The organism is Pseudodesulfovibrio sp. 7M6 (assembly GCF_050058625.1).
Lineage (GTDB): Bacteria > Desulfobacterota > Desulfovibrionia > Desulfovibrionales > Desulfovibrionaceae > Pseudodesulfovibrio > Pseudodesulfovibrio salinus.
Genome location: NZ_CP188816.1, coordinates 3,731,868 through 3,757,387, shown reverse-complemented (window position 1 = coordinate 3,757,387; position 25,520 = coordinate 3,731,868). Strand labels below are relative to the sequence as shown.

The following is a 25,520-nucleotide window of genomic DNA, read 5'->3' as shown; positions in this document are numbered from 1 at the left end:
TATGGCCAACGGGATGCTTTATTATTTTATGTTTCAAAGAAATTTCCCCCATCCCATCCCCAAATCCAGACTTGAAAACTTCCCCATTTTCTTTGACACTCTCTCCGTTCATAGGGATTTTGGATAGACACTCCGGATGTTCTATTCCCGCCCCGCGCGAATGCGCAGCCAAAAAGCTTTGGAAGGGGATGGGATGGGGGTCCGGGGGAAGGGAAGGGGGAGCCTTTCTCGAAAGGTTCCCCCTTCCCTTCCCCCGGCCGCCGGAGGCAAACAAGGAGCACATATGCCGAGAGTCGTGATTTTCATGGGGTCGGCGTCGGACGAGAGTTCGATGCGGGCTTGTTCGGATTTGCTGAACGACCTGGGAGTGGACCACGTGTTCACCATTTCCAGCGCGCACCGTACGCCAGAGCGGACGGCGAAGCTGGTGGCCGAATATGAGGCCGATGGTTGTCAGGTATTTATTTGCGCGGCTGGTCTGGCGGCGCATCTGGCCGGCGCGGTGGCGGCAAAGACCATTCGCCCGGTGCTGGGCGTTCCGCTGGCGGCCTCGCCGCTGGGTGGAATGGACGCCCTGCTGGCCACGGTGCAGATGCCTCCGGGATTCCCGGTGGGCACGCTGGCCCTGGACAAGGTGGGCGCGCGCAACGCGGCCTGGATGGCGGCGCAGATTCTGGCCCTGCACGATGAAGAGCTGGCCGGACGCATCCGCGACGCCCGCGAAGGCTTCAAGGCTTCCGTCGAGAAGGCGGCCGCAGCCCTATAGTTTACTGGCGGCCGGGAGGATTTCAGATCTTTCCGGCCGCTTCCTTCAAGCGGCGCACTTCGTTGCGCAGCGTATCCAATCTTGCCCGGCTCAGGTCGGCATTTTCTTTTTTGGCGGAATATTCCAGTTCGAGGGCGGCGCGGCGGGTGACTTCTGCACCAATGGTGGCGGCCACACTCTTGAGGGTATGGGCCTGGAGGGAGACCTCGCACAGCAGCCCGGCCGCCATGCCCTTCTCGGCCAGAGTGAGCTTGGTCTCGACCTCTTCCATGGCATGGGGCAACAGATGCAGCACCTCCCGGCGCGTCACGCCGAGTGTGAGGGCTGCCTGATCCAGATCCAGCACCTCGGCCGCATCCGGCTTAGGCCGGGACGGTGCAGGCCTGGACCCATTGCAACTCCCGCCCACGATGTCGCGCAGAGCAGCGGCAAGTTCTCCGTATCCCGCCGGTTTGGTCAGGAACCCGTTCATCCCTGCGTTTTCGCAACGCTGGCGCACTTCGTTCAGGGCATGTGCCGTAACGGCCAGTATGGGAATATCGGGCTGCCGCACGGGGCGATCCGCGCCATTGCCGGAACGGATACGCCGGGCGGTTTCGTGGCCATCCATGCCGGGCATCTCCAGATCGAGCAACACCACGTCGAAATCCTGATCCGCAAGCAGCATGAGCGCCTCGGCCCCGCTCTGGGCAACGGTGGTGGTCATGCCCATGCGGTCCAAAAGAATCATCTCCACCTTGATGTTGAGCGGGTTGTCGTCCACCAGCAGGAGCCGGGAGGGCGTGACGGAAGGGGGCGCCGCCGGAACCGCCGCACCCTTTTCCGGGAGGCGGGTCGAATCGCCGGGGCCGAAACGGGCGGTAAAGGAAAAATCACTGCCTTCGCCGGGCCAGGACGAAGCGCGGATATCGCCGCCCATAAGCTCGACGAGATTCTTGCAGATGGCCAAGCCCAGACCGGAACCGCCGTATGAGCGGGAGGTGGAGTTGTCGCCCTGGGTAAAGGGCTCGAACAGGCTGGCGGCCTTGGACATATCAAACCCGTTCCCGGTGTCGCTGACCATAAACGACAGAGCCAACGGACGCTCGAAGTCCTCCGGGGCATCAAGCCACGGTCCGGCGGTAACGCGAATGCAACCCTGATCCGTAAACTTGGCGGCATTGCCCAGCAGGTTGATGAGCACCTGCCGCAACCGGCCGGGATCGCCGCACAGCAGTCGGGGCGTTTCCGGCCGGATGTCCATTTCCACGGACACGCCTTTCTGCTCCGCCTGGAACCGGATGGTCTTCATGGCGGAGCGAAGCACCCCGTCCAGCTCGAAGTGGCTGCAATTGAGGCGCAGCTTGCGCGCCTCGATGCTGGAAAAATCAAGAATGTCGTTGATGACGTCGAGAAGATGCAGGCCGGACTCGCGAGCGGTTTCAATGCAATCTTTCTGGCCTTCGTCGAGCGGGGAGCTCAGGGCCGCCTCCGTCATGCCCAGAATGGCGTTCATGGGCGTGCGGATCTCATGGCTGATGGCGGCCAGGAAGTCCGACTTGGCCAGACTGGCCTGCTCGGCTGCGGTCCGGGCCTCCTCCAGTTCCCGATTCTTGCGCTCGATGAGCTTGGTGTTCATGAAGTCGCGGTAGGTGGCGCGGTAGGTAACGTGCGCGACCACGAAGGAAACCCAGGAGATGATGAAGGCATTGATGAGATGAAAACGGATGACTGCGGCCTGGGGAACTAAACAGTAGAGCGCTCCGGCCACGGAGAGCAGCCCCAATAACAGGAGCAGGGAGACCTGCCCGGTGGTCATGGCGATGAACGCCGAGGGACCGAGAAGAAAGATATACAACGGGCCGATGCTCTCCTTGACCGGAAACATATAGGCCACGATAAACGCGGTGTAGATCACAAAAAAATAGATATACCCCTGCCAGACCCAATGATGGTGGGGACGGACATCCTCCACCGAGCGCATGGGGCCGAAAAGGCTGAGGAAGAGGACGCAGGCCTCCAGAGCCAGCACTCGCAGGAAGAGAATGCCGGTCCACATCTCCCAGGCCTGGGGCAAACCCGAGCGGAGAATCGTCAGGGAATCCGCAACCATGAAGACGGCAAGGCCGGAGAGCAGCAACCAGGTGATGGGCTTGAGCCTTCGGCAATTGGAAAGCGTCACCTTGCTACGGAATTCCTCTCGATACTCGGCAGGGATTTCGGGCTGGCGGATGATCTTGGGCAAGCGGTCGCGCAGGCTGCGTTGCATCGAAATCCCCTAGCACAACTTTCGCCGGGGCAAAAGTGGCGAGAATCAGACCTCCGCGAGGGGTACGAGGAAGAAGACTTCAGTGCCGGTGCCAGGCTCCGAGAAGGCCCCCATGGAACCGCCCATGGCCGTGATGAACTCATGGGCGAGTGTCAGACCGATGCCCGTTCCCCCGTGCCGCCGTGTGCGGGAGCTGTCCCCCTGGCGAAAGGGAAGGAAAATATGGCGCATCTGCTCCCGGTTGATGCCGATGCCCGTATCGAAAATCTGCACGAGCAGCCGGGGCTCCTGCCCCACCGCATCCCGGTACAGATACTCGACCAGAACGGAAACAGAGCCCTTGTCCGTAAACTTCACGGCGTTTCCCACCAGATGGAAGAGGACCTGCCGCAGCCGCCGCGCGTCTCCAAAAACCTGTGCGGGCACGGAATCGTCCACCCGCCAGGAGAAGTCCACCCCTTTGCTGCGCGCCTCGGCCTCATAGGGGGTCGCCACCATCTCCACCACATCCCAGGGATTGAAGTCGTGTTCGTCCAGAGCCAGGGCATGGGCCTCAACCACCGAAAAATCGAGGATGTCGTTGAGCAGAGCGAGCAGACTCTTGGCCGCGCCCAGGGCATGGGCCAACATTTCACGAGCCTCGTCGTCCAGGTCCACGCCCTCGAAGATCTGGAGCATACCGAGGAGGACATTGAGCGGAGTGCGGATCTCGTGGCTGATGTTTGCCAGAAAGTCGGACTTGGCCCGGCTGGCATCCTCGGCCTCCTCCTTGGCGCGCATCAGTTCGCTGACGTCCACCAGGGCCTGGACCTGCACCTGGTTGCTGGTCTCGTGGGCCGTTCGGAGGACCCGGCGGGGCCCCTTGGTGGTCTGCACCTCACAGGGGTCGCCCTGATTTTTTTCGAGCGGAATGCCCATGGGCTCGACTAGGGTGATGTAGTCCTCCACCGGCTTGTTCAGGGCGCTGCGGCCGAGCATGTTCACGGCTTCCGGGTTGAGGGAGCGGATGATGCGGCCGCGGTCGGTGTTCTCCACCGTAAGCAGGGCGATGGGCGAGCTGTCGATGAGCAACTTGAGGTCCCGCTCGGTCTGTTTGCGCCGGGTGACGTCCTCTCGGATGAGGATACCGCCGCGCACTTCATCCCGCGCCATGAGCGGCGCGACGCGGATGTTCTGCCAGGACTCGGGCCGGGGACCGAAAGGCGGAATATGGACGTCCTCAAGGGAAATGGCCCTGCCCCGCAGTACGGGGCGGAGACGGTCGGCCACTCCGGCCCGGACCAGACCGGACAGTTCGTAGACCTTCTTGCCCAGATAGAATTCGGGAGAGGTCAGTCCCTTGTCGAGCATACGCAGATGCCAGTCGTTGACGAAATTTACCGTGCCCTCGGCATCGAAGGTGATGATGGAAACGGGAGAGGCCAGGGCCAGGGCCCTGTATCGCTCATGGGCCTCGGCCAGATGCCGCCCGGCCATTTCCCGCCGGGAATCGTCGGATACAATAAGCAGACGGGCCGCATGGGCCCCCCGGAAATCGACCAGCGGATACATGGAATAGCGAACCGGAAAAAGCGCGCCGGAAAGGCGACGCATATGCCCCTGCGCCCGGACACCGCCGGCGGAAAGCCGGGCATGGGTCACGCTCTCGATGGTTTCCCCGTCGGCACAGAGCAGTTCCACGCCCTTGCCCAGTACCTCGTCCCGCCCGGCACCGAAAATATGCTCGGCACCGGCACTGAACTCCACAACACTTCCGGAGTCCGAATCCACCACCAGAAAAGCTACATCCCGGGCCGCTTCCAGAACAGCGCCCAGCCTCGATTCCAGGTCGGGACTCTCCGGTTCCGCAGTGTACAGGGCGTCCCGATACCGCTCCAGTTCGCCAAAGATTTCCCGCAGCGGGCCGCTCTCGGGCAGTCCGTCCCGCTCCAGGGCTTTCAGGCGTTCGTCTATGGACTGCCGAAGCGCCTCGCTATTCTCATCCTTCACGGCTTTGCGCATTGCACCCTCCCCTTAAGCCATAGCGGTTTGCTGTCTGCATCTATTAAATGCCACCCCGCTGAAAAACAAGGATATATGGGAAATAATAACGGCTCAAAACTTCAAATCGCCAGAGAACACTCCTCTTCGTCCGCCAGACGCGCCTTGTATTCCTCGCCCCAGCTGCCCAGCGCCTCGATGACCGGCATGACGCTCTTGCCCAGTGCGGTCAGCGAATATTCCACCTTTGGCGGGACCTGGGCGTAAACTTCGCGGTGCACCACGGCATCCGCCTCCAGCTCGCGCAACTGCTGGGTAAGCATCTTCTGCGTGATGTTCGGGATCGACCGCTTTATGTCGCTGAAACGCAGGGTGCCGTCACGGCTCAACCTATAGATGATGATCGGCTTCCACTTGCCACCGATGATCTGGAGGGTCAACTCCACGTTGCAGTAATATTTTTTGTCTCCGCAGACCTTGAGCGTACAGGGATCACTCATGTGCTCTCCGCTTATGGACGAATCGCTGATTATGAGGCGTGGATGCCGTCCATGGTTTCTATTTGGTAACTATACTACTTGAAAGTGCGTACTTGATTTTTTTTACCGTTAGCACAAGAGTGATTACTCGTAAACAACTGCCAAGGAGGCTGGCATGGATGTTATGCAGGCTTTGATGACGCGACGCAGCGTCCGCAAATTCGAAGACCGTCCCGTTGCCCCGGAAATGGTCCGGCAAATGCTGGAAGCGGCCATGATGGCCCCTAGCGCCATCAACGAACAGCCCTGGCAGTTCGTGGTGGTGGACGACAGAAAGGTGCTGGACGCCGTGTCCTCCGTGCACCAATACATCGCCATGGCAGCGTCCGCGCCGCTGGGCATTATGGTCTGCGGCGATACGAGCCTGGAAAAATACCCGGGTTACTGGGTGCAGGACTGCTCCGCCGCCATGGAAAACCTGCTTCTCGCCGCCCACGGCCTCGGCCTCGGCGCGGTCTGGACCGGAATCCACCCCATAGAGGAACGTGTCGAAAAGTACCGGGAACTGTTCAAGCTGCCAGAGTCCGTGATACCGCTTGGTTTCGCCGTCATCGGCTGGCCGGCTCAGGCCCCCAAATCCGCCAGCCGATTCCGTGAGGACCGCGTTCATTTCAACACTTATTAGGAGGCTCACATGAAAGTTGTCGCCATCAACGGCTCCGCCCGCAAGAAAGGCAATACCACCGAAATGGTCAAACGTGCCCTTGCCCGGCTTGAAGCCGCAGGCATCGAAACCGAGCTGATCGAACTGGGCGGGAAAAAGCTGGCCGGATGCAAGGCGTGCGGCCTGTGCGGCAAGAACAAGGACCGCCTGTGCGGCGTGACCGATGATTTCGCCAACGACTGTATCCGCGCCATGGATGAGGCGGACGGCATCATCCTGGCTTCCCCCACCTATTTCGCCAACGTCACCGCCGAGATGAAGGCGCTCATCGACCGCGCGGGCATGGTCGGCCTGGTCAACGACGCCATGTTCGCCCGCAAGGTCGGTGCGGGCGTGGTGGTCAACCGCCGCGGCGGAGCGCAGGCCGCCTTTGACGCGCTCAACGCCTTCTTCCTCATCGAACAGATGGTCATTCCCGGCTCCTGCTACTGGAACCTGGGCACGGGCCGGGACAAGGGCGACGTACTCGAGGATGCCGAGGCCATGACGACCATGGACACCCTTGGCGACAACATGGCCTGGCTGCTGAAAAAGATACACGCCTAAGGGGTATCCGGCCTCCGGCACCATGCCGGATGCGCAGAGAAAGGGGAATCCACGGCGTGTCGCACATGCGCGCGGGTTCCCCTTTTTCATTGCGGAAAAGACGGGGGCAGCCTTTCATCCGTCCGCCGGGAATGCGTCCATCTCCCGTTTGCCTTTTTCCAACTATTTCGTGTACCATTCCTCCGTTCAAGCTTTCATAATGGGAGACGCATCATGAGCAAGCTATTCGTGGCCGGATTTTCCGGCCCGGTTCGGGACGCCGTCCTGAACCTCCTGGCCGGACAGGGAGTTACCCTCGTGGCCGGTCCCGACGCAACCAACGCCCCGGAGGGGGTGGAAATCCGCCCCTTCGACTTTGAGGATCAGGCCTCCATAGCCACCGCCTTTGCAGGCTGCGACCGCATCTTCCTGGCCCCGCCCTTTGGCGAGACCATGGCCCGCGCAGGCAACCGTGCCGTGGCTGCCGCCAAGGAAGCCGGGGTGAGCTATATCGTCCTCTACAGCCGGTACGACGCCTCTTCCGACGCCCACTGGCGCATGGGGCGGGAGTACGGCATGGTCGAGCAGTTCGTGGAGGATTCCGGCATTCCCTTCACCGTGCTCCGGGCCAACGGCTCCATGCAGAAATTTTCCACCCTGCTGGCCGATTCCGTGCGCTCCGGCAAGGTGGTCCTGCCCGAGGAATCCTATCCGGTAAGCTACATCGACGCCCGCGACGTGGCCGCCTGCGCCGTCCAGTTGCTGGGCGACAGCGAGGGCCACGAGAACCGCTTTTACGCCCTGACCGGCCCCGAAGGACTGACAGGCGCGGACGTGGCCGCCCGGCTGACCGAGGCCACAGGCAGGGAGATCGCCTACGAGTCCATCGAGGAAGAACCCTTTGCCGCCGACCTGGACCGCGCCGGATACACCGAGTGGCAGCGCAATATGGAGATCAGCCTCTGCCGCGTGGTCAAACTCGGCATGATGGGCAACGTCACCAAGGCCGTGGAGTTCCTGACCGGCTCACCGGCCCGCAGCTTTGCCGACTTTGCGGCCGAAAACGCCTCGGTCTGGAAATAGGGAACACCGTTATGGCGTGGCTGGACGGACAAAAGGAACTGATCCGGATCATCAAGGACGTTGCCTCGGGCAACTACTCCAACGAGATCATGGAACTGACCGGCCCCGGCTATCCCCCGGAAATCCAGGAACTGGCCGAGGCCGTCGGCCTGATGATGGTCAAGATCGAGGCCAGGGAATTCCACCTGGAGCAGCTCAATGAACGGATCAAGACCGACACCCTGAATACGGTCACGGCCGTGGCCGAAGCCCTGGGCGCGCGCGACGCCTACACCGAGGGCCACGGCGAGCGCGTCGGCATCTATGCCGAAAGGCTGGCCCGGCGGCTGGGTCTGGACCCGGACGAGGTGGAGCGCATCCGCATCGCGGGCATCCTGCACGACATCGGCAAGATCGGCTTTTCCGACCATATTTTCTCCAACGAGGACACGCGCATCAACAAGAACATGATGCTGGAGATCCGCAGCCACCCGCAGTGGGGCCACGACATCCTGTGCAACCTCTCCTTCCTCGGCCCGGCCCTGGACTACGTCTATGCCCACCATGAACGGCTGGACGGCAAGGGCTACCCGCGCGGCCTGTGCGGCGAGGAAATCCCGCTGGGCGCACGTATCCTCTCCGTGGTCGACAGCTTCGACGCCATGACCACCAACCGCCCTTATCAGACCGGCAGGACGCCCCAGGAAGCGATGGGCATCCTCTGCTCCATGGCCGGTTCCGCCCTGGACCCGGACTTGGTGGACGCCTTCATCGAGGAAGTGGAAGCGGGCGGCATGGCCGAATAGAGCGGCAAGAACGTCCAATCCCCCGCTCACATCCTCGTATACTCTCCGGCAAAACATCCCTGGAGGACACCATGAAAGATTGTTTTGCCGCCTTTGACCAAGGTACTGCCCTGACCCGCTTGGGCGGGATGCCGGAAACTTCCCCGGAGTGGAATCCCAACCCCGCGCTTCCCGGCGTGGCCCTCAAACATCTGGTAACGGGCAAGGAAAGCGACGGCCGGTTCAGCCTGCACCTTGTCCGGCTGGAACCGGGCGCGGAAATCCGCCGCCATGTCCACGAAGGCAACTGGGAGCTGCATCAGGTCATCCACGGCTCCGGCACCCTGATGCTCGAAGATCGGGAAATCCCCTACAAACCCGGCATGGCCGCCCCTCTGCCGGAGAACGAGCCGCACGCGGTGCGGGCGGGAGACGACGGCCTCGGCCTGCTGGCCGTGTTCTCTCCCGCGCTCCTGTAACCGCTAAAGGCAGAACCGACGTGACCACCCGCACGACCCGTTTCAACGAGATACCAGGCCTGGAAGGCGTGACCGTCGTCCGCCACGCCGGGCCCACGCCCACAGATGCGCGCCACCTGCACGACTCGTTGTGCGTGGGCGCGGTGGAGTCCGGGGAACGGACCGTGCGCGTGGACGGCGGGGAATTCACGGCCCGGGCCGGAGACGTCATCATCCTGGCCCCGGGCCGGGTGCACGCCTGCCCGGACAGGGGAACAAGCGAATACGTCATGATAGCCATTCCGACCGCGCGTCTCGGCGACTTCGGCAAACCGGTCCGGACTCCGGCGGAACCCGTGGCCGACGACCCGGTGCTCTTCGGTATGGTGCTCTCTCTGGCCGAGCTTGCCGAAACCAGGACTCCGGTCATGGAACGGCAGGGTGCGCTCCTGGCCCTGCTGGAACGGCTGGCCCGCATAGGGCAGGTACCCCCCGTTGAAACCGAGGAGGAAGCAGAGCCGGAACCGGAACGCATCCGGTCGGCCCGGAGCCACCTGCAAACCCATTTCGCCGAGGAAGTGCGGCTGGAGGATCTGGCCGCCACGGCGGGATGCAGCCCAGGCCGCCTGAACCGCGCCTTTGCCCGCTCCGTGGGAATGCCACCCCACGAGTATCAAACCCTGCTCCGCATCCGCGAGGCAAAGCGGATGTTGCGCAACGGGATGCCCCTGGCCGACGCGGCTCTGGAGGCCGGATTCTTCGACCAAAGCCACATGAACCGTTGTTTTGCCAAGGTCATGGGCATGACGCCGGGGACCTATGTCCGAGGAATGCGGCAGCCCCGTTCCTGATCAGGCAATCCCGCAAGTTGCCGATGAAATCCGTTTATCATTCCCCTTTGCGTCCGTTCCTGCTATAGAAATTATACAATAGCCTGTCAGCAACCGGACACACATGACCAAGCAACAACTTACGCTCGTGCCTCTCGCCGTGGCAATATTTCTGGGCGCCAGTATCGTGGCAGGGCTGCAGGTGGACCAGCAACGTTTCGAGCAGCAGGCCAGGCTGTCCGCCCTATCACAACTTTCCGCCATCCGCAGCGATCTGGAAAACAGCCTGACCTCACGCCTCAATCTGCTCAATACCCTGACGACATACGTACGTCTGCGCCCGGACCTGGACGAACAGGCCTTCAATACCCTGGCCGGGGAACTCACCTCGGAAGTGGGTGGCATCCGCATGGCAGCCCTGGCCCGCAAAAATGTTGTCAGCCATGCCTACCCCCCGGAAGCCCGTGCATATTGGATGGACCGTGCCCTGCTTACCGATACGCCGGAGGATATCCGGGCGCTGGCCAAAAGCGTTCTGACAACTCGGCAGCTCCGGGTCGCGGCTCCGGCCCCCATGCCGCGCAAGGATGCCCTTGTCGTGGCGATGGCGCCGGTGTTTCTGGAAGGGGGAAGAGGCGACTGGGGCCTCGCCCTGATCAAGATAAACACTGAATCCCTGTTGATTGAGGCAGGGTTGATCCACGCTTCATGCGACCTGCGCCTTGCTCTGAAGACCTCGGGCAATACGCCTTCAGCCGGGCAGCGCCTGTTGTTCGGCACGGCCGACGTCTTTACCGAAGGCTCGGTACAGCTACCTATTCCGGTTCCCGGCGGGGGGTGGATATTGGCCGCATCCCCCAAGAACGGATGGGGCGTCTCGCCCAACCGCACGGCCATTATCCTTGGCGGCGGCATGGCTTCTCTGGTCATGGTCGGCCTCATCTTCGCCGCCCTCTCCCAGCTGACGGGAAGGCTGCGGGAGCGTGACGAGTTCCGCCTGCTCATGGCATATGCCAAAAGCATCATTCTGCGTGTAGACCTTGAAGGAACAATCACCTACAGCAACGAATTCGCGGAGAATTTCTACGGATACGACCACGACGAGCTGCTCGGCAAGCCACTGGTGGGTACCCTGGTCCCCCAAAACTCCCCGGCGGCCGAGGCCATGGGGCGCGACCTTCACCACCTCCTCGAAAATCCCTCCGCCCTTCCCTTTTCCGAGTTCGTCACCATGTGCAAAAATGGCGAGGCCATCTGGGTCTCCTGGACCCACGAGCCGGTGCAGGACGACGCGGACCGCATGACCGGGCTGCTCTCCGTAGGCACGGACATCACCGACCGCAAGTTCATGGAGGAATCCCTGCGCCAGCGGGAAAGGCAATACCGCCTGCTGGCCGAGAACGTGACTGACGTCATCTTCGGCCTGGACGCAAACCTGCGCTACACCTACGTCAGCCCGTCGGACGAAGCGGCGCGCGGCTATTCCAGAGCCGAAATCCTTGGTCGGCGGCTGACGGAATTTCTCAAACCATCGGCCCGAGCCCTCTTTCGTGAGGCAGCGGAGCAGGCAAGCACCGCATCGAGTCCCACGGCCAGCTCCGTCATACGAGACCTGGAATTTATCTGCCGGGACGGCTCCTACCTGTGGTTCGAAACCCGGCTGGGCCCCCTGCACAACGAGGAAGGGCAGGTCATCGGCATTTTGGGCGTCGGGCGCGACATTACCGACCGCAAGCTGGCCGAAGCCCTGCGCGAGGACGTGGAGCGCATGGCCCGCCATGACCTCAAGACACCGCTGGGCGCTGTCATCGGCCTGCCCGGAGAGATTCGCCGCATGGGCAACCTGGCCCCCGGTCAGGAGGAACTTCTCGATATCATCGAAAAGGCTGGGGAAGCCATGCTCCAGCACATCAACAGCTCCCTCGACCTCTACAAGATGGAGCAGGGTGAATATCAGCTGGAGCGGGAACCGGTGGACGTTTTGCGCACCCTGGAGGAAATCCGCGCGGAAAGCCTGTCCATAATCCGGGAAAAGGGCATCAGCCTGGGTATGGAGGTTATCGGCTCTCCCGACAACCGCTTTGTTGCCGAGGTTGATCCGCCGCTGTTCCGCTCCATGATAGGCAACCTCCTGCGCAACGCACTCATCGCCTCCCCTCCCGGCGGATTCGTGACCGTCACGCTCAAGGACGGCGATCCCCGATCCATCGTCATCGGCAACCAGGGCGAGGTGCCGTTGCACATACGGGACACCTTTTTCCAAAAGTACGTCACGGGCGGCACCGGCAACGGAACGGGCCTCGGCACCTATTCCGCCCGGCTCATTGCCCGGACCCACGGCGGCGATATCCTGCTGGACACCGGCACCCCGGACCGGACCACCGTCACCGTAATCCTGCCCCGGTAGGGCGGAGCGCCTCTACAGCTGCCCCAGCCCGACCCCGGCCGGCACGGCCACTCCGGTCCAGACACCGGCCTCAATGCCGTCTGCGAATCCGGCCCCCCCGTCTCCAGCCCGCCCTCGGGTTCCAAAAACATCCATAGTCTGCGTCCGATCTTCATAAAGGGGCCTCTCTGCCGCGCTGATTTCGGCCTTGTCTATGTCTGACGAGTCCCGCAGGTCCAATGCTAATAACTGTGGGGAGGGTTTACGCATTCCGATTGCTCAAGGAAGAAATTCAGTCTACCGTCCAGGCCATGGAACTGTACCAGTTGCGTTCTTTCACGGTTGTGGCAGAGGAGGGTAACCTCACCCGCGCGGCCGACCGCATCCACGCCAGCCAACCCGCCGTCAGCGCCCACATCCGGGCACTGGAAGAGGAGTTCGGGCTCCCGCTGTTCGTCCGCACGCCAAGGGGAATGCAGCTCACCGCCGCGGGCACGGCCCTGAAGGATAAGGCGGAGTCCATCCTGAGCGCCGCTTCCGACATGGTGGACCACGCCAAGGGGCTGCTCGGCGAGCTATCCGGCGAGCTGACCATCGCCCTGAACTCCGATCCCCATTTTTTGCGCACGGCGCAAATGACTTCCGCCATGGGTGCGGCCCACCCCAAGGTCCGGCTCAACCTTATCCAGTCCGCATCAAATTCGATCCTGCTGGATGTGCGCGACCGCCGCATCGACGCTGGATTCTCCTTTCTTCAGAACACGTATGCCGAGGTATCCTCCCTGGACCTGGGCAGGCTGCGCATCCACATCGTGGCCCCCACCGACTGGGCGGACAGGGTACGGGGCAAATCCCTTGCCGAACTGACCGCCCTGCCGTGGATACTGCCCATACCCACGTGTCCGTTCATGCAGGTGATAAACACCATCACCGAAAATGCGGGCCACGACATAAAAAACTACATCCGAGCCGGCGAAGAGAGCATCCTCGGCCAACTCGTGGCCGCCGGGAATGGCCTCTCCGTCCAAAAGGCCGAAGACGCGGAAAAGCTGGCCGAACAGGGTGCGGCCATCATCTGCCGGACCGGACCGAAACTCTCGCTGCCCCTCTATTTCGTATATCCGAAGAACCGGGGAAACGACCCGCTCATCCGCGCCCTGGCCGACGCCGTGCGTCAGGTATGGGGAATCGAGAACTAACGACGCATCCAGGCGGCGGTTGCATTTTGCGCTGTTTGCCGTAGGCTACGCCTCACAGACTTTCACCTTCAAGGAGAGTGCGAAATGAAAAAATCCCTCGGAGCCAATACGCTGGTTCAGCCCGCCCCTGTGTGGGCGGTTTCCGCATATGACGAAGACGGCAAGCCCAACGCGATGATCGCGGCCTGGGGCGGCATCTGCAGCTCACAACCGCCGTGCGTGACCGTTTCAATCCGCCCCTCGCGCCACACCTATGCGGGCATTCTCAAGAACAAGGCCTTCACCATTTCGGTCTGCCCGGAGTGGCTGGCCGCCGAGTCCGATTTCCTGGGCATGGTCTCCGGCAGCAAGGTGGACAAATTCGCCGTCACCGGCCTGACCACCGTTGCCAGCGACAAGGTGCAGGCCCCCTACATCGACGAATTCCCCATCATTGTGGAGTGCGACCTGATCCATTCCTACGAACTGGGCGCACACACCATGCTGGTGGGTGAAATCCGCGACCTCAAATGCGACGACGACAAGCTCCAGGACGGCAATCCCGATCCCGAGAAGGTCCGTCCGCTGATCTTTACACCCGGCACCCGAGGCTACTACGGCCTGGGCAAGCTGGTGGGCAAGGGCTTCGACATGGGCAAGAAGTTCATGAAGGAATAACCGCTAGTGCGCCGTCCGCTCCACTTTTTCGGGCTGTTCGCTCTCAGCGCCTGCCTGTTGTTTCTGGCCGCCTGCGCCGTCCATGTGGACGGGCCTGTCAGTGGCGTGGACGACATGTTGCAGGACGCCGGAGCCTATCATGGCCTGGAGCCGAACGCCCCGCTGCTCTCGCCCGAAGCCCAACAACAGGCATACGACCGTTTTCTGGCGGCGCACTTCGCCCCCTGGGAGCGGAACCGGCCGGTCACCAGTGCCGAGAGTGTGTTCTGGGGGCTGGACCAGTTCGGAAGAAAACGGATTTTCGGCGAGAATACCCTGCTGCGAAGCCCGGCCTGGATGGAACGGATGCGCAAGGCCGCACGGGTGGATGCCTATCCATCGATGAGCCGCCGGGCCGTGGCCGTGACCGACACGAGTATGCGTGTGCTGCCCTCCGAGGAGCCCGCGTTCTACGATTTCAGCCTCGCGGGCGAAGGGTTTCCCTTCGACTACATGCAGAACTCCCTGGTTCTTGCCGGGACCCCGCTCTATGCGGACCACCTGAGCGAGGACGGGCAGTGGGTGCTGGTGGAGTCCCGGTTCACCTTCGGCTGGATTCCCCTGCGGGACCTCGGCTGGGTGGATGACGGGTTTGCCGCCGCCTACCGCACCGGGGTGTATGCGGCCATTACCCATGACAAAACCCCGGTGTGCGACGAGACCGGCCGGTTCCTGTTTCGGGGCGAGGTGGGCATGGTCCTGCCCGTGCTGGAAGAGACGAAGGACGGCCTGATCGTCGCTGCCCCGGCCCGTAACGACAAGGGGGAAGCCGTGATCCACCGGGCGCTGCTCCCGGCCGACGCCGCCGAGATCATGCCCCTGGTCCCGACTCCGGCCAACTTCGCCCGGCTGGCGAACACAATGCTCGGCCGCCCCTACGGCTGGGGAGGCCTCTACGGCAGCCGCGACTGTTCCGCCCTGACCATGGACCTCATGGCGCCCTTCGGCATTCTGCTGCCGCGCAACTCCGCCCGGCAGGCCAGCGCAGGCGTCTCCATCCCCCTGAAGGGACTCCCCCGCGCGGAAAAGAAGCGGATTATCCTGGATTTCGCCACGCCGTTCCTGACCCTGGTGCGCAAGCCGGGGCACATCATGCTCTACATCGGCCAGAAAGACGGACAGCCTGTGGTCATGCACGCCCTGTGGGGCCTCAAAACAGGGCACAAGGGCGCCTATGGCCGCAAAGTGGTGGGACGGGCCATCATCTCCACCCTGGAACCCGGGCTGGACCGGCCCGACCTAGCCTGGCCAGAGGGCATCCTGCTGGAAAACGTGACCGCCATCACCATGCTTCCCGGCCCTGCGCCCACGCCGTCAATTCCCTGACCCGAAGCCACCCCCGCCTGCGCCGCCCCGGTCCACGCCAGGGGAATCCCGCCGAATTCACGGAATAATCCGATCCGGGCACAGGGAATGCAGTATCAGCGGCATGAACAAAGCCGCGTACCGAAACATCCTGAGCCTGATCGCGCTCCCGCTCCTGTCGGGCTGTCTGGTCATCAACGCCCTGCTGGGCGTGGCCGGGCTGGTGGGCAGCGGAACGGTCCAGTACGCTTCCACCGCCTATTCCGTGTGTGAATACGGCTATCAGTATACCGTGAACGACAAAACCCCGGACGAAGTCATCGTGGAAAAGCTGGCCTTCCTGATCGGCCCAGCGGAAGACGAAACGGAACAGGTGGATATGACCCGGCTGGCGACGGTTGCGCCAAGAGAACATCCCCTTTTAGAGGAAAGATCCCATTCTCAAGCGCCAAAATTTGTTAAATCGACACCCATTATCGCGCCGAGAACGATTGAAACGGCACAGGCAGTTACCCAATCACCTCAAGTGATCGCCAAAGCGACCCTCATTCCTGCGCCCACACCTCGCCCCACTTCCCGGCGGACCGTCGTAAACATCCACGCCGTGGCCAAGGCCGAACCTCCCGCCACCGCATCGGCATCCCCGCCCGCCGCCACAGACCCGAGCCTGACCAGAATGGCCAGACTGGGGCAATGTCTGGCAGCGGCCGAGCGCATCTCCCTGAACCGGCCGGAGACGGGACTCCGCCTCCCCGCAGGGACAAACGATGCCGGACAAACCGCCCCGGAAATGAGTGGGGGCTGGTTCATCCGGCATCAGGTAATGGCCGCAGGTCCGTCGGCAGGCTGAAAGTTCGCCAGTCACAGACCGAACGCAACTATTCCATGTAGGCACCTATGTGCTTGTCCCGCTGCTGGCGCACCCAGCGGCGAAGGTCGTCCGGCAGGGCACGCCAGGTGCCCCGCGTCTCCCGCTTCCAGGCAGGCAGCCCGTGTTCCCGCACCAGTTCGTGCATATGCCGGGGATTTTCCCCGACCGCCTCACAGATCTCCCGCGCCCCCTTCAGGCAGAAACCGTCTGACATGTGTTCCCCCCTTCCAGTTCGCGAATAATCAATTCCATGGTATCGCCCCCTTCGCAGCACTCCATGAACCGATCCATGGCGGCAACGGAATGAAGAACGCCCCTTTGTCCGGCAACCGCTCCGAACTCCCGGCCAAGCAGCACACACCCCCGCGTGTCCGCAGCCACATTTCCCGCGTGCAGCAGGATGTGCGAGCGACCGGGCACATCCGTTATCTCGAAGCTCGTGCCGAAATGCGGAGAATCAACCCGGCGGCAGCGATAGCGTCCGGCCGGAATGCAGGACACGTCCTGCGCATTGCCCCGGTCCGGCGGCTCCAGCGTGACACAGAATACGTGTCCGTCCAGCCGCAGAACGCCAAAAGTTCCGTCGTTGCTTTTTTCAATGCGAACCAGTTCCATACTCTCAATCATATTGTCTCTCCACTACGCCGAAGTATCGGCGAACGGATGGTGTTATAGTCATATGACTATTTGACCGTCAACAAATTTTGTCATTAAGCTTTAGACATTTGTCAAAAAAAGTGTATAACCTCCTCTAACTCCGTACGTTCAAAGGAGCGGAATATGGGTTTTACCGACGATGTACGCCGGGCGCTGAACGAGCGCATCGGCCGGGGAAAGCGCTATCCCAACAACAAGCGCATGGCTGACGAGCTGGGCATCGACCCCTCGCAGCTGGGACGGTTTCTGAAAAAGGAACGGGGGCTAAACGCCGACTCGCTCGGGCTGATCCTGGACCGGCTCGGGGCTTCCGTCACCTTTGGAGATGACCCTGTCGAAGCGAGCCGGGAGGTTTGTTTCTGCTCCCCGGAGGAAAAAAGCGGCGGCCCGGAACTGCACCCTGAGGACTATCTGGCCGTGCCCCTGGCCGACCCTGCCCTGGCAGCCGAACAGGGTGCCATCCCGGAAGAGCGCGTCAAAGGCTGGGTGCTGGTATGGCGGCACCAGGAGCCCCTGCGGTTCCGGACAAATCTGGTGGGCGTGGAGCTGGGCAAGGGCGAAGCGGCCATGGCTCCAGCCCTGCACCCCGGAGACATCATTCTGGTGGACCGCGACGACCGCGACCCGGGCCCCGGCGGACGCATCATGCTCGTGCGCGAACCTGGGCAAGACGGCACCACCCTGGTCCGCCGCGTGGCCACCCGACGCGTGGATGACGACCTCGAACTCATCTTCTATTCCGACAACGGCCGGGAGTTTCCTCCGGCAACCTACCGGCTCAAGCGCGACTACAACGGCGAGATCGGACGCGCCATCGGCGGCAATGTCGCCTGGGCCTGGAGCGACATGGGACAAAAATAGCCATATGACACAAGTCAATTATAGAGGCTAGATATGAGACATTTTTTGCTATTGGGCAACGTATTACTCCTTTTGGCAACCCTGGCTCCGATTCGGACCAATGCCGCAGGCGCACCGGACGGACAGCCGGTCGCCGGGATTACGGCCCGGCTTGGCGGTCCGGACAAGTCCGCCCGCCTCGACGCGGCAGCCGAGCTGCGAAAACTTGGCCAAGCCCCCCTGCAAGCCCTGCTCGACGCCCTTGCCAACGGGACTCCGGCCCAGCGCAGGGGCGGTGCCATCGGGCTGGCACTGCTGCCCATGCCCGCCTACGGAACCGACGGCCTGCTTGCAGCCCTGGCGGACGACGATCCCTCCGTGCGCGGACTGGCCGCCCACACACTGGCCGTCATCGGCCCCTCCGCTGCGCCAAGGGTGGCGGCCTTGCTCAATTCCCCGGATGCCAATACGGCCCACGGAGCCGCCTACGCCCTTATACTGATGAAAGAAAACGCGGTTCCGGCCCTGGCCGGGACTCTTGCCACCGACGACCCTTCTCTCCGCGCCAAGGCAGCCTGGATATTGGGCCGCCTGGGTCCTGCGGCCTTAACCGCCGTCCCGGCCCTGGTCCGCGCCCTGGATTGCTCAGACCCGCGCGCCATGCACGTTGTGGCCGAAGCCATCGAACTCATCGGCCCTGCGCCGTCCGTCCTGCTCTTCCACCTGCTCCAGATCAATCAACACGGCAATCATCCCATGACCCGACTCGGTACCGGAGCCGCCCCCACCTTGATCAAGCTGCTCAACCGGCCCGGCACCCTCACCGGCCAGACCGCCTTCCGCGCCCTGGCCGCCATGGGCTCCGCCGCCGAACCGGCCCTGGTGGAGGCCATTGAAGCCGGAACGCCCGGCCAACGCATCGCCGCCGCCCTCCTGCTGGTGGAAATCGACCCGGACAACATCGTCCGTCTGCCCGACGATGTGCGGGACACCCTTGCCGGGGCCGGGCGCGAGTAAGTACTCCACAGACAATCGAACAAACAAGAAGGGCCGCCCAACAGGGCGGCCCTTCATGCCTGCGGTTGCGGACGGATCAGTCCGCAACCTCGAAGCCGATCTTGGTAATGGCGGACTTGATGACGTCCGCCGCGATGGGAGCGGTTTCCTCATAGGTGACGTCGCCGCTCTGCAAATCGACAGTTACATCCTTGGCACCGAGCTTTTCCATGGTTTCGGTCACGGATTTGGCGCAATGCTGGCAGCTCATGCCTTTTACTTTTACAACAGGCATACTGATTCTCCTTGAGTTACAGGTTTCCTATCCCTTGAAAAATCTGAGACGCAGGGCGTTGCTGACCACGGTGACGGAGCTCATGGCCATGGCCGTGCCCGCGATCATCGGGTTCAAGGTGGGCCCGCCGAAGAGATGCAGCACACCCGCCGCCACCGGAATGCCGATGACGTTGAAGGCAAACGCCCAGAACAAATTCTGCTTGATGTTGGTCATGACCCCGCGCGAGAGGTTGAACGCGGTCTCCAGGGCGCGCAGGTCGGACTTCATGAGCACCACGTCGCCGGACTCCACGGCCACGTCGATGCCGCCACCCATGGCCACGCCGATATCCGCGCCCGCAAGGGCCGGTGCGTCGTTGATGCCGTCGCCGACCATGGCTACCTTGCGGCCCTCGCCCTGCAGCCGGGCTATCTCCCCGGCCTTGTCCTCGGGCAACACGCCCGCGATGACGGTCTCGATGCCCGCCTTCTCGGCCATGACCCGCGCGTTCACTTCGCTGTCGCCGGTAAGCATCACCGGGGTCATTCCGGCCCGCTTGAGGTCCGCCACCACTTCCGGCGTTTCCTCGCGCAGATTGTCGCCAATGGCGAACAGGGCATTGAGCTTGTTGTCCGCCGCCATGTAGACCACCGTGGCTCCCTGCTTTTCATAATGCTCCACAGCCTGAGGGGCGAGGTTGTCCATGCCGAAATCAAATCCCAGATCCTGCATGAACGCCCAGTTGCCGATGGCCAGCTCGCGCCGGTTCACCACCGCCTTGATGCCCTTGCCCGGAATGGCCTCGAAGCTCTCGGGCTGCGGCGGGTTCAGCTGCTTTTCCTCGGCCCGGCGCACTATCGCCTGAGCCAGCGGGTGCTCGCTCATGGATTCCGCGGCCGCAGCCAGATAGAGCGCCTCGGTGTGGGCCATGGTGCCCCGGATCATGGTCATGTCCGCCAACTCCGGGCGGCCGTGAGTCAAAGTGCCGGTCTTGTCGAAAACCACCGTGTCGATGCTGCCCGCCTCCTGCAAGGCGCGGCCGGACTTGATGAGCACGCCGAGTTGCGCACCCCGGCCCGTGCCGACCATGATGGAGACCGGCGTGGCCAGCCCCATGGCGCAGGGGCAGGCAATGACCATGACGGCCACAAAAATACGCAGCGAAAACGGGAACCCCGCGCCGCCGATGAAGTACCACGCCAGCCCGGCGATCAAAGCAATGCTCATGACCGTGGGTACGAAATAATAACTGATGGTATCCGCCAGATTGGCGATGGGAGCCTTGGAGCCCTGCGCATCCTGCACCAGCCGGATAATCCGCGCCAGTACGGTATCCTGCCCCACCCGCTCGGCCTCGATGGTCAGCGCACCATGGGTGTTCAGGGTGCCGCCCGCCACCTTGTCGCCCACTTCCTTGCTCACCGGCATGGGCTCGCCCGTCAGCATGGATTCATCCACGCTGGAACGCCCGTCCGCCACCACGCCGTCCACGGGCACACGCTCCCCCGGCCGAATCAGCAGCCGATCGCCAGGCTCCACCTCGTCCAGCGGGATGGTCTCCTGCACGCCGTCGCGCACCAGGGTCGCGGTATCCGGGGTCAGCTGCATCAACGCGCGGATGGCGTCCGAGGTCTTGAGCTTGCTCTTGGCCTCGAAATACTTGCCCAGCGAAATCATGGCGATCAGCACTGCCGCCGACTCATAGTAAAGGTCCATGGCCAGATGCGTGGCATCCGGATAAATCAGCATGGCAATGGTATTCCACAGCGAATACAGCAAAGCCGCGCCTGTGCCCATGGCTACCAGCGAGTCCATGTTCGGACCGCCGCGCAACAAGGCCGGGATGCCCTGCAAATAAAAATTCCTGCCCGACCAGACCACCGGCAGGGCCAGAGCCAATTGCACCAGGGCAAAAGTGATCGGCGAATGCATGGGATCGAGCCAGTTCGGCAGCGGCATCCCCCACATGTGGCCCATGGAAAGCACCAGCAGCGGCGCAGCAAACAAAAACGCGGGGATCAACTCCCGCTTTCGCGCCCTCAGCCCTTCCTCGGCCTCCCGGCGGTGTTCCTCAAAATGAGAACCCGCCCCGGTCAGCACCTCGGAGGTGAATCCGGCGTCACTGATCGCCTGCCGAATCTCCCGGCGCGACACCTTGGACGGATTAAAAACAAAAGTCCCCTCATTGGCGGCAAGGCTCACGTCAGCCGAGTCCACGCCTTCCATATTGCGGGTCACGCGCTCAATACGAGCCGAACAAGCCGCGCAATGCATTCCGCCAAGCGACAGCCGCATTTCCTCCAGGTCGCAAGCCACCGGAAACTCAGCCTCAAAACCGAGATCATGGATGCGCGCGCCCACCTCGTCCAAAGTCACCACATCCGGGTCCCAAGTCATATCCATTGTCTCGGCAGCCAGATTCACCGAGGCCGACTCGACCCCGTCCATGGCTCCCACAACTCGCTCTATGCGTCCGGAACAGGCCGCGCAATGCATGCCCTTTATCTGTGCCTTGATCGATTCCATGCTACCGCCGGGGTTAATTGTTTCCCGGATAAAATGATCACTTTATCACACTTTGGCAAGTGATGTTGAAAATCTTTATCGGCAAAGGGAAATGGCAGGGATAAATGCCTCCGGCGGCCCTTCCGGGGGACCACTTCGTGGAGACCAGGGCGCTGCCCTGGACCTGCTCAAGGCTATGGCCTTGAGAATCCATTCTCCGCTTTCGCGGGGGCAGAGCCTGAAAGGACGGCTCAGGCCTGCCGGGCCGGGCGGTTTCGTCCTTCCGTGCAGGGTTACGGTTTGCGCCGAAAAAAGCGGATCGGGCTCAGTGCTTCTTACCGTCACACCGCCAGCCGCTTTTTCCGGCGCAAACCGGGAGGTTTTTTAAAGGGAAAAGCAAAGCGAAATCTCCCAATAACATCCCCACTTTTGCCTCTGTTTCAACCCGCCGTCCTGACGGGCCTTCCAAATTTCTACCACTCCTCCAGACGGCGGAGGCTACTGTCCGTGAAGATTTGAGTGAGCCGCTTTTCGTCCCGGCAGGGCGAAAAGCGGCTCACTCAAAAATTTACGGACGCCGGAGAGCCGGTACCCGCCAAGCCGTCAGCCAACCAACTCCCACCTCCCAGGCTCCTACCCCGCACAGCGGCGATGGGGATCCAAGGGCCCTCGGCCCTTGGCAGGTCCAGGACAGCGTCCTGGTCTCCCCGAAGGGGCCGTCGGAGACACACGCCCCACCGGCGAGGTGCTCCCTTCCAACGGACCTTTTTGTTGACTTCCGGGGCCTGCCCCCGTACCGAAGGGCCAGATTAAACATGGGAGGATTGGTCATGATCGAATCCGGACAACTGGTTTTGCTTATCAGCCACAAGGGCAAGCGGTATTTGCGCAAGTTCGAGCCGGGCGGCGAGGTGCACACGCACGATGGGAAGCTGCTTATGGACGACGTGGGCGAAGCCGGTTTCGGCCAGTACGTCAAAACGCATCTGGGCCGTCCCTATCTGGTGCTGAAGCCTACGCTGCACGACCTTATCAAGGGTGTGAAGCGCCAGACGCAGATCATGTACCCCAAGGAAATCGGCTACCTGATGATGAAGCTGGGCATCGGCCCCGGCTCCACGGTCATCGAGTCCGGCACCGGCTCCGGCGGCCTGACCACGGCCCTGGCCTGGTTCGTGGGCGACACGGGCAAGGTCATTACTTATGAACGCCGTGCCGACTTCTTCAAGCTTGCCGGGAAAAATCTGGAACGCGTGGGACTTTCGGACCGCGTGGAGCAAGTGAACCGCAACATCGAGGACGGTTTCCTGCATTCCGGTGCGGACGCGCTGTTCCTGGATGTGCGCACGCCGTGGGAATATTTGAGCGCGATCCCGGAGGCGGTCATCCCCGGTGCCATGTGCGGATTTTTGCTGCCCACCGTGAATCAGGTTTCGGACCTGCTGCGCGGACTGGAGGACGGCCCGTTCGCCGAGGCCGAGGTGCTGGAGATTCTGGTCCGGCGCTGGAAGCCCGTGGCCGACAGACTGCGCCCGGACGACCGCATGGTCGCCCACACCGGCTTCCTGGTCTTTGCCCGCTACATGGAGCAGCCCACGGAGCCCGCTCCGTCCGAAACTCCGGCCATTGAGGATGAGGCCGCCGATCTGCCCGATACGGACGAATTCGGCGAAGCTGAAACCGAGACCGAGGAAGGCGAGGAATAACCACCTCCGCTTCCTCAGAAGAGACAATAAAACGCCCCGAAAGCCACACTTTCGGGGCGTTTCTTTTATGCAATTATCCCTTCCCCTTCGCCAAAGGCGAGAAAGGGATTCTTAAGGGCCACAGCCCTTAAGCCGCCGGAGGCGAAGTCACCCGACCATCCCGCCGCAGGCGGTTTCCTCTCCAGCCTTTCCCTCTTACTCGATAACATCCAGCCGGTATTCCACGGCTTCCAACACCTCGTCCACGGTGACGGTACCCACCTGCACATCGGGCTGGTGGGACTGGACGATGGTATGAATATCGGCAAGGGGCCGCCAGCACATGTAGGTGTAATCGGCGAGGATGGCGACCATGGGGGCGTCCACTGCCGCCGCAAGGTGCATGGGGCCTGAGGAACTGGTCACGAACAGATCGCAGGTGCCGAGGAAGGCGGCCAGCTCTTCCAGACTGCCGCCGGGGTAGCGCAGACAGTCGTCGGTCCAGGAGAACGGCGGCAAAAGGCCTTCGTCGCCGGGACCGGCCACCACGTAAATTTCCACATCGCCCCGCGCCGTCAGCCGCTTGGACAACTCGGCAAAGCGGTCCTCGGGCCAGCGGGTATCGACCTTCTTGGCGTTGCCGATGAACATGGCCACGCGCCGCTTGCCCTGCCGCCGGGGGAAACGCTCCGCCATTCGCTCGCGAACCGCATCGGCCACCGGAAAGACCATGGCCGGATCGAGTTCCGTGCCGCCCAGCTCCCCGGCCGTGCGCAGCATGAATTCGATGGTGTGCTCGCCCTGCTGGTACCGCACGGTTTCCTTGAAATAGTTCTCCGTGGCCCGCGCCCAGGTGCCCACGCAATGACGCGCATGAACAAACTTCGCCAGCCGGGCCGTGGTTCGGGACTGGCCGTTGAACGCCACCACCATGTCATAGCGCCGCAGCCGGTACTTAAGATAGTGGAGAGGCCACAGCCAGGGTTTCTTCAGCGGAAAGACGGCAAGGGAGTCGATGTCCGGGTTGTTGCGCACCACGGCGGCGTTGCCGGGCGCGGCCACCATGTCGATGCGCGCATCGGGATAAGCCCGGCGCAATGCCCGCAGGGCGGGGGTGGTGCAAAACATGTCGCCTATGCGATCCATGCGCAGCAGCAAAATGGTGCGAATCCTGTCCTTATCTATGTGCAGCAATGAATTATACCGTCCGGTTTGCGAAGTCGCGGAACCCTAGAAAATACGACAACAACCGTCAAGACCACCTCGCCTTTCAGCCACTTTGCACCTTGCGAAAAAAAATGCCCATTTCTGAAACTTAATACTGGCGCCAAAGCATCCATACGGTATAACTTCGCCTAAAATAACCAAGGAGAAACTCCGATGAAACGTCTTATCCTGTTCACGACTCTCGCACTGGCCGTGCTCATGGCCATCCCCGCCCTGGCCGCCGATGCCCCGGAGCTCCGCGGCACCTGGAAGGGCAAATCCTTCGTCAACACCAACAATGGATTCAAGGAAGGCCAGGCCGCCTTTGTCATCGACGATCAGGCCGGGCCGCTCTTCAAAGGCTACAAACTCTACTTCAATGCCAAGAATATTCTCGAAAAGGAAATGTTTACCGGCATCTATGGCGATGACAGCAACCTCTATTTCGCCGAAAACGCCGACGGCTACACCTTTGGCCAGCTGACAGGCAAGCAGACCATGTCCGCCTACTATCTGGAACACGGCGCCACCAACAAGAGCATTCTCTACCGCTTGCAGCGCATCCACTTCACCTCCGGCTTCATGCAGATCGACCGTGACGGCGACAAGGCCGTGGTTACCGCCGAAATCACCAGCTACTACCCGCTTAACGCCAAGCGCATCATGGAAGAAGCCGATACCAACAAGGACGGCAAACTGACCAAGGAAGAATGGGAGACCTGGCAGAAAAGCCACTAGGCCCAAGCCAATCCCCTTATTCCTAAGGCCTCGCCTCCACCCCGGCGGGGCCTTTGCCCTTGTGGGGCAGGGAAAGCCTCCGGCGGCCCTTCCGGGGGACCACTTCGTGGAGACCAGGGCGCTGCCCTGGACCTGCTCAAGGCTATGGCCTTGAGAATCCATTCTCCGCTTTCGCGGGGGCAGAGCCTGAAAGGACGGCTCAGGCCTGCCGAGGCGGGCGGTTTCGTCCTTCCGTGCAGGGTTACGGTTTGCGCCGAAAAAAGCGGATCGGACTCAGTACTTCTTACCGTCACACCGCCAGC

The 25,520-nt window shown here is 62.2% G+C and carries 25 protein-coding genes; 16 read left to right on the top strand and 9 right to left on the bottom strand.

Translation table 11 applies throughout. From position 1 onward, the window contains the following. The first annotated feature begins 283 nt into the window (after window positions 1-283). Entirely contained in the window at window positions 284-766 is a 483-nt protein-coding gene (purE, locus tag ACI0FG_RS17510) for a 5-(carboxyamino)imidazole ribonucleotide mutase (protein WP_419786301.1), read from the top strand. 22 nt (window positions 767-788) lie between these two features. On the opposite strand, the gene ACI0FG_RS17505 is transcribed toward purE, so the two are convergent. The 3 genes from ACI0FG_RS17505 to ACI0FG_RS17495 all read right to left on the bottom strand — a co-directional run bounded on the left by ACI0FG_RS17505 (window position 789) and on the right by ACI0FG_RS17495 (window position 5,494). Next, the gene (locus tag ACI0FG_RS17505) at window positions 789-3,014 is read right to left on the bottom strand and encodes an ATP-binding protein (RefSeq protein WP_419786300.1); all 2,226 of its coding nucleotides are present in this window, start codon (window positions 3,012-3,014) and stop codon (window positions 789-791) included. Window positions 3,015-3,059: 45 nt separating this feature from the next. Beyond that, a complete protein-coding gene (locus tag ACI0FG_RS17500) occupies window positions 3,060-5,015 on the bottom strand; it encodes a PAS domain-containing sensor histidine kinase (RefSeq protein ID WP_419786299.1) in 1,956 nt (651 codons plus the stop codon). Window positions 5,016-5,116: 101 nt separating this feature from the next. After that, a complete protein-coding gene (locus ACI0FG_RS17495; protein ID WP_419786298.1) occupies window positions 5,117-5,494 on the bottom strand; it encodes a winged helix-turn-helix transcriptional regulator in 378 nt (125 codons plus the stop codon). A gap of 154 nt (window positions 5,495-5,648) precedes the next feature. Between ACI0FG_RS17495 and ACI0FG_RS17490 the strand changes: the two genes are divergently transcribed. From ACI0FG_RS17490 to ACI0FG_RS17460, 7 genes are all read left to right on the top strand, one after another. Further along, window positions 5,649-6,158 (top strand): nitroreductase family protein, encoded by a 510-nt coding sequence (locus tag ACI0FG_RS17490; protein ID WP_419786297.1) that lies wholly within the window; start codon window positions 5,649-5,651, stop codon window positions 6,156-6,158. A 9-nt stretch (window positions 6,159-6,167) separates the two neighbouring features. Further along, window positions 6,168-6,743 (top strand): flavodoxin family protein, encoded by a 576-nt coding sequence (locus ACI0FG_RS17485; RefSeq protein ID WP_419786296.1) that lies wholly within the window; start codon window positions 6,168-6,170, stop codon window positions 6,741-6,743. A gap of 213 nt (window positions 6,744-6,956) precedes the next feature. Beyond that, window positions 6,957-7,805, top strand: a complete 849-nt coding sequence (locus tag ACI0FG_RS17480) for an NmrA family NAD(P)-binding protein (protein WP_419786295.1) — start codon at window positions 6,957-6,959, stop codon at window positions 7,803-7,805. An 11-nt stretch (window positions 7,806-7,816) separates the two neighbouring features. Continuing rightward, window positions 7,817-8,590, top strand: a complete 774-nt coding sequence (locus ACI0FG_RS17475) for an HD-GYP domain-containing protein (protein WP_419786294.1) — start codon at window positions 7,817-7,819, stop codon at window positions 8,588-8,590. A gap of 71 nt (window positions 8,591-8,661) precedes the next feature. Next, on the top strand, window positions 8,662-9,048 hold the full coding sequence (locus tag ACI0FG_RS17470) for a cupin domain-containing protein (RefSeq protein ID WP_419786293.1): 387 nt from the start codon (window positions 8,662-8,664) through the stop codon (window positions 9,046-9,048). A gap of 20 nt (window positions 9,049-9,068) precedes the next feature. After that, entirely contained in the window at window positions 9,069-9,878 is an 810-nt protein-coding gene (locus ACI0FG_RS17465; protein WP_419786292.1) for an AraC family transcriptional regulator, read from the top strand. A gap of 103 nt (window positions 9,879-9,981) precedes the next feature. After that, the gene (locus ACI0FG_RS17460; RefSeq protein WP_419786291.1) at window positions 9,982-12,264 is read left to right on the top strand and encodes a PAS domain S-box protein; all 2,283 of its coding nucleotides are present in this window, start codon (window positions 9,982-9,984) and stop codon (window positions 12,262-12,264) included. A 12-nt stretch (window positions 12,265-12,276) separates the two neighbouring features. On the opposite strand, the gene ACI0FG_RS17455 is transcribed toward ACI0FG_RS17460, so the two are convergent. Beyond that, a complete protein-coding gene (locus ACI0FG_RS17455) occupies window positions 12,277-12,399 on the bottom strand; it encodes a hypothetical protein (protein ID WP_419786290.1) in 123 nt (40 codons plus the stop codon). Window positions 12,400-12,482: 83 nt separating this feature from the next. Between ACI0FG_RS17455 and ACI0FG_RS17450 the strand changes: the two genes are divergently transcribed. The 4 genes from ACI0FG_RS17450 (at window position 12,483) to ACI0FG_RS17435 (ending at window position 16,293) form a co-directional block, all read left to right on the top strand. Next, the gene (locus tag ACI0FG_RS17450) at window positions 12,483-13,442 is read left to right on the top strand and encodes a LysR family transcriptional regulator (RefSeq protein WP_419786289.1); all 960 of its coding nucleotides are present in this window, start codon (window positions 12,483-12,485) and stop codon (window positions 13,440-13,442) included. 84 nt (window positions 13,443-13,526) lie between these two features. Continuing rightward, entirely contained in the window at window positions 13,527-14,099 is a 573-nt protein-coding gene (locus ACI0FG_RS17445; protein ID WP_419786288.1) for a flavin reductase family protein, read from the top strand. Window positions 14,100-14,105: 6 nt separating this feature from the next. Then, complete coding sequence (locus ACI0FG_RS17440) at window positions 14,106-15,464, top strand: SH3 domain-containing protein (RefSeq protein ID WP_419786287.1); 1,359 nt, start codon at window positions 14,106-14,108, stop codon at window positions 15,462-15,464. Between the two features lie 103 nt (window positions 15,465-15,567). Further along, window positions 15,568-16,293: a hypothetical protein gene (locus ACI0FG_RS17435; RefSeq protein WP_419786286.1), complete on the top strand. Its 726-nt coding sequence runs from the start codon at window positions 15,568-15,570 to the stop codon at window positions 16,291-16,293. A 28-nt stretch (window positions 16,294-16,321) separates the two neighbouring features. Here ACI0FG_RS17435 and ACI0FG_RS17430 read toward each other — a convergent pair whose 3' ends face one another. Together ACI0FG_RS17430 and ACI0FG_RS17425 are read right to left on the bottom strand one after the other, a co-directional pair. Further along, the gene (locus ACI0FG_RS17430; RefSeq protein WP_419786285.1) at window positions 16,322-16,528 is read right to left on the bottom strand and encodes a helix-turn-helix domain-containing protein; all 207 of its coding nucleotides are present in this window, start codon (window positions 16,526-16,528) and stop codon (window positions 16,322-16,324) included. Beyond that, window positions 16,507-16,941: a DUF5675 family protein gene (locus ACI0FG_RS17425; RefSeq protein ID WP_419786284.1), complete on the bottom strand. Its 435-nt coding sequence runs from the start codon at window positions 16,939-16,941 to the stop codon at window positions 16,507-16,509. Before ACI0FG_RS17425 ends, ACI0FG_RS17430 begins: the two co-directional genes overlap by 22 nt. Window positions 16,942-17,094: 153 nt before the next feature. Here ACI0FG_RS17425 and ACI0FG_RS17420 point away from each other — a divergent pair, with 153 nt between their 5' ends. Next, window positions 17,095-17,832, top strand: a complete 738-nt coding sequence (locus ACI0FG_RS17420; protein ID WP_419786283.1) for a S24 family peptidase — start codon at window positions 17,095-17,097, stop codon at window positions 17,830-17,832. A 33-nt stretch (window positions 17,833-17,865) separates the two neighbouring features. Continuing rightward, a complete protein-coding gene (locus ACI0FG_RS17415) occupies window positions 17,866-18,828 on the top strand; it encodes a HEAT repeat domain-containing protein (RefSeq protein WP_419786282.1) in 963 nt (320 codons plus the stop codon). A gap of 76 nt (window positions 18,829-18,904) precedes the next feature. Here ACI0FG_RS17415 and ACI0FG_RS17410 read toward each other — a convergent pair whose 3' ends face one another. Further along, window positions 18,905-19,102, bottom strand: coding sequence for a heavy-metal-associated domain-containing protein (locus ACI0FG_RS17410; protein ID WP_419786281.1), 198 nt, complete (start codon window positions 19,100-19,102; stop codon window positions 18,905-18,907). Window positions 19,103-19,129: 27 nt separating this feature from the next. Continuing rightward, window positions 19,130-21,610, bottom strand: a complete 2,481-nt coding sequence (locus ACI0FG_RS17405) for a heavy metal translocating P-type ATPase (RefSeq protein ID WP_419786280.1) — start codon at window positions 21,608-21,610, stop codon at window positions 19,130-19,132. Between the two features lie 809 nt (window positions 21,611-22,419). Between ACI0FG_RS17405 and ACI0FG_RS17400 the strand changes: the two genes are divergently transcribed. Then, window positions 22,420-23,295, top strand: coding sequence for a tRNA (adenine-N1)-methyltransferase (locus ACI0FG_RS17400; RefSeq protein ID WP_419786279.1), 876 nt, complete (start codon window positions 22,420-22,422; stop codon window positions 23,293-23,295). Window positions 23,296-23,490: 195 nt separating this feature from the next. Here the strand turns inward: ACI0FG_RS17400 and ACI0FG_RS17395 are convergent, their stop codons facing one another. Continuing rightward, on the bottom strand, window positions 23,491-24,468 hold the full coding sequence (locus ACI0FG_RS17395; RefSeq protein WP_419786278.1) for a glycosyltransferase family 9 protein: 978 nt from the start codon (window positions 24,466-24,468) through the stop codon (window positions 23,491-23,493). A gap of 186 nt (window positions 24,469-24,654) precedes the next feature. Here ACI0FG_RS17395 and ACI0FG_RS17390 point away from each other — a divergent pair, with 186 nt between their 5' ends. After that, window positions 24,655-25,218, top strand: coding sequence for a calcium-binding protein (locus ACI0FG_RS17390; RefSeq protein ID WP_419786277.1), 564 nt, complete (start codon window positions 24,655-24,657; stop codon window positions 25,216-25,218). The last annotated feature ends 302 nt before the right edge of the window (window positions 25,219-25,520 follow it).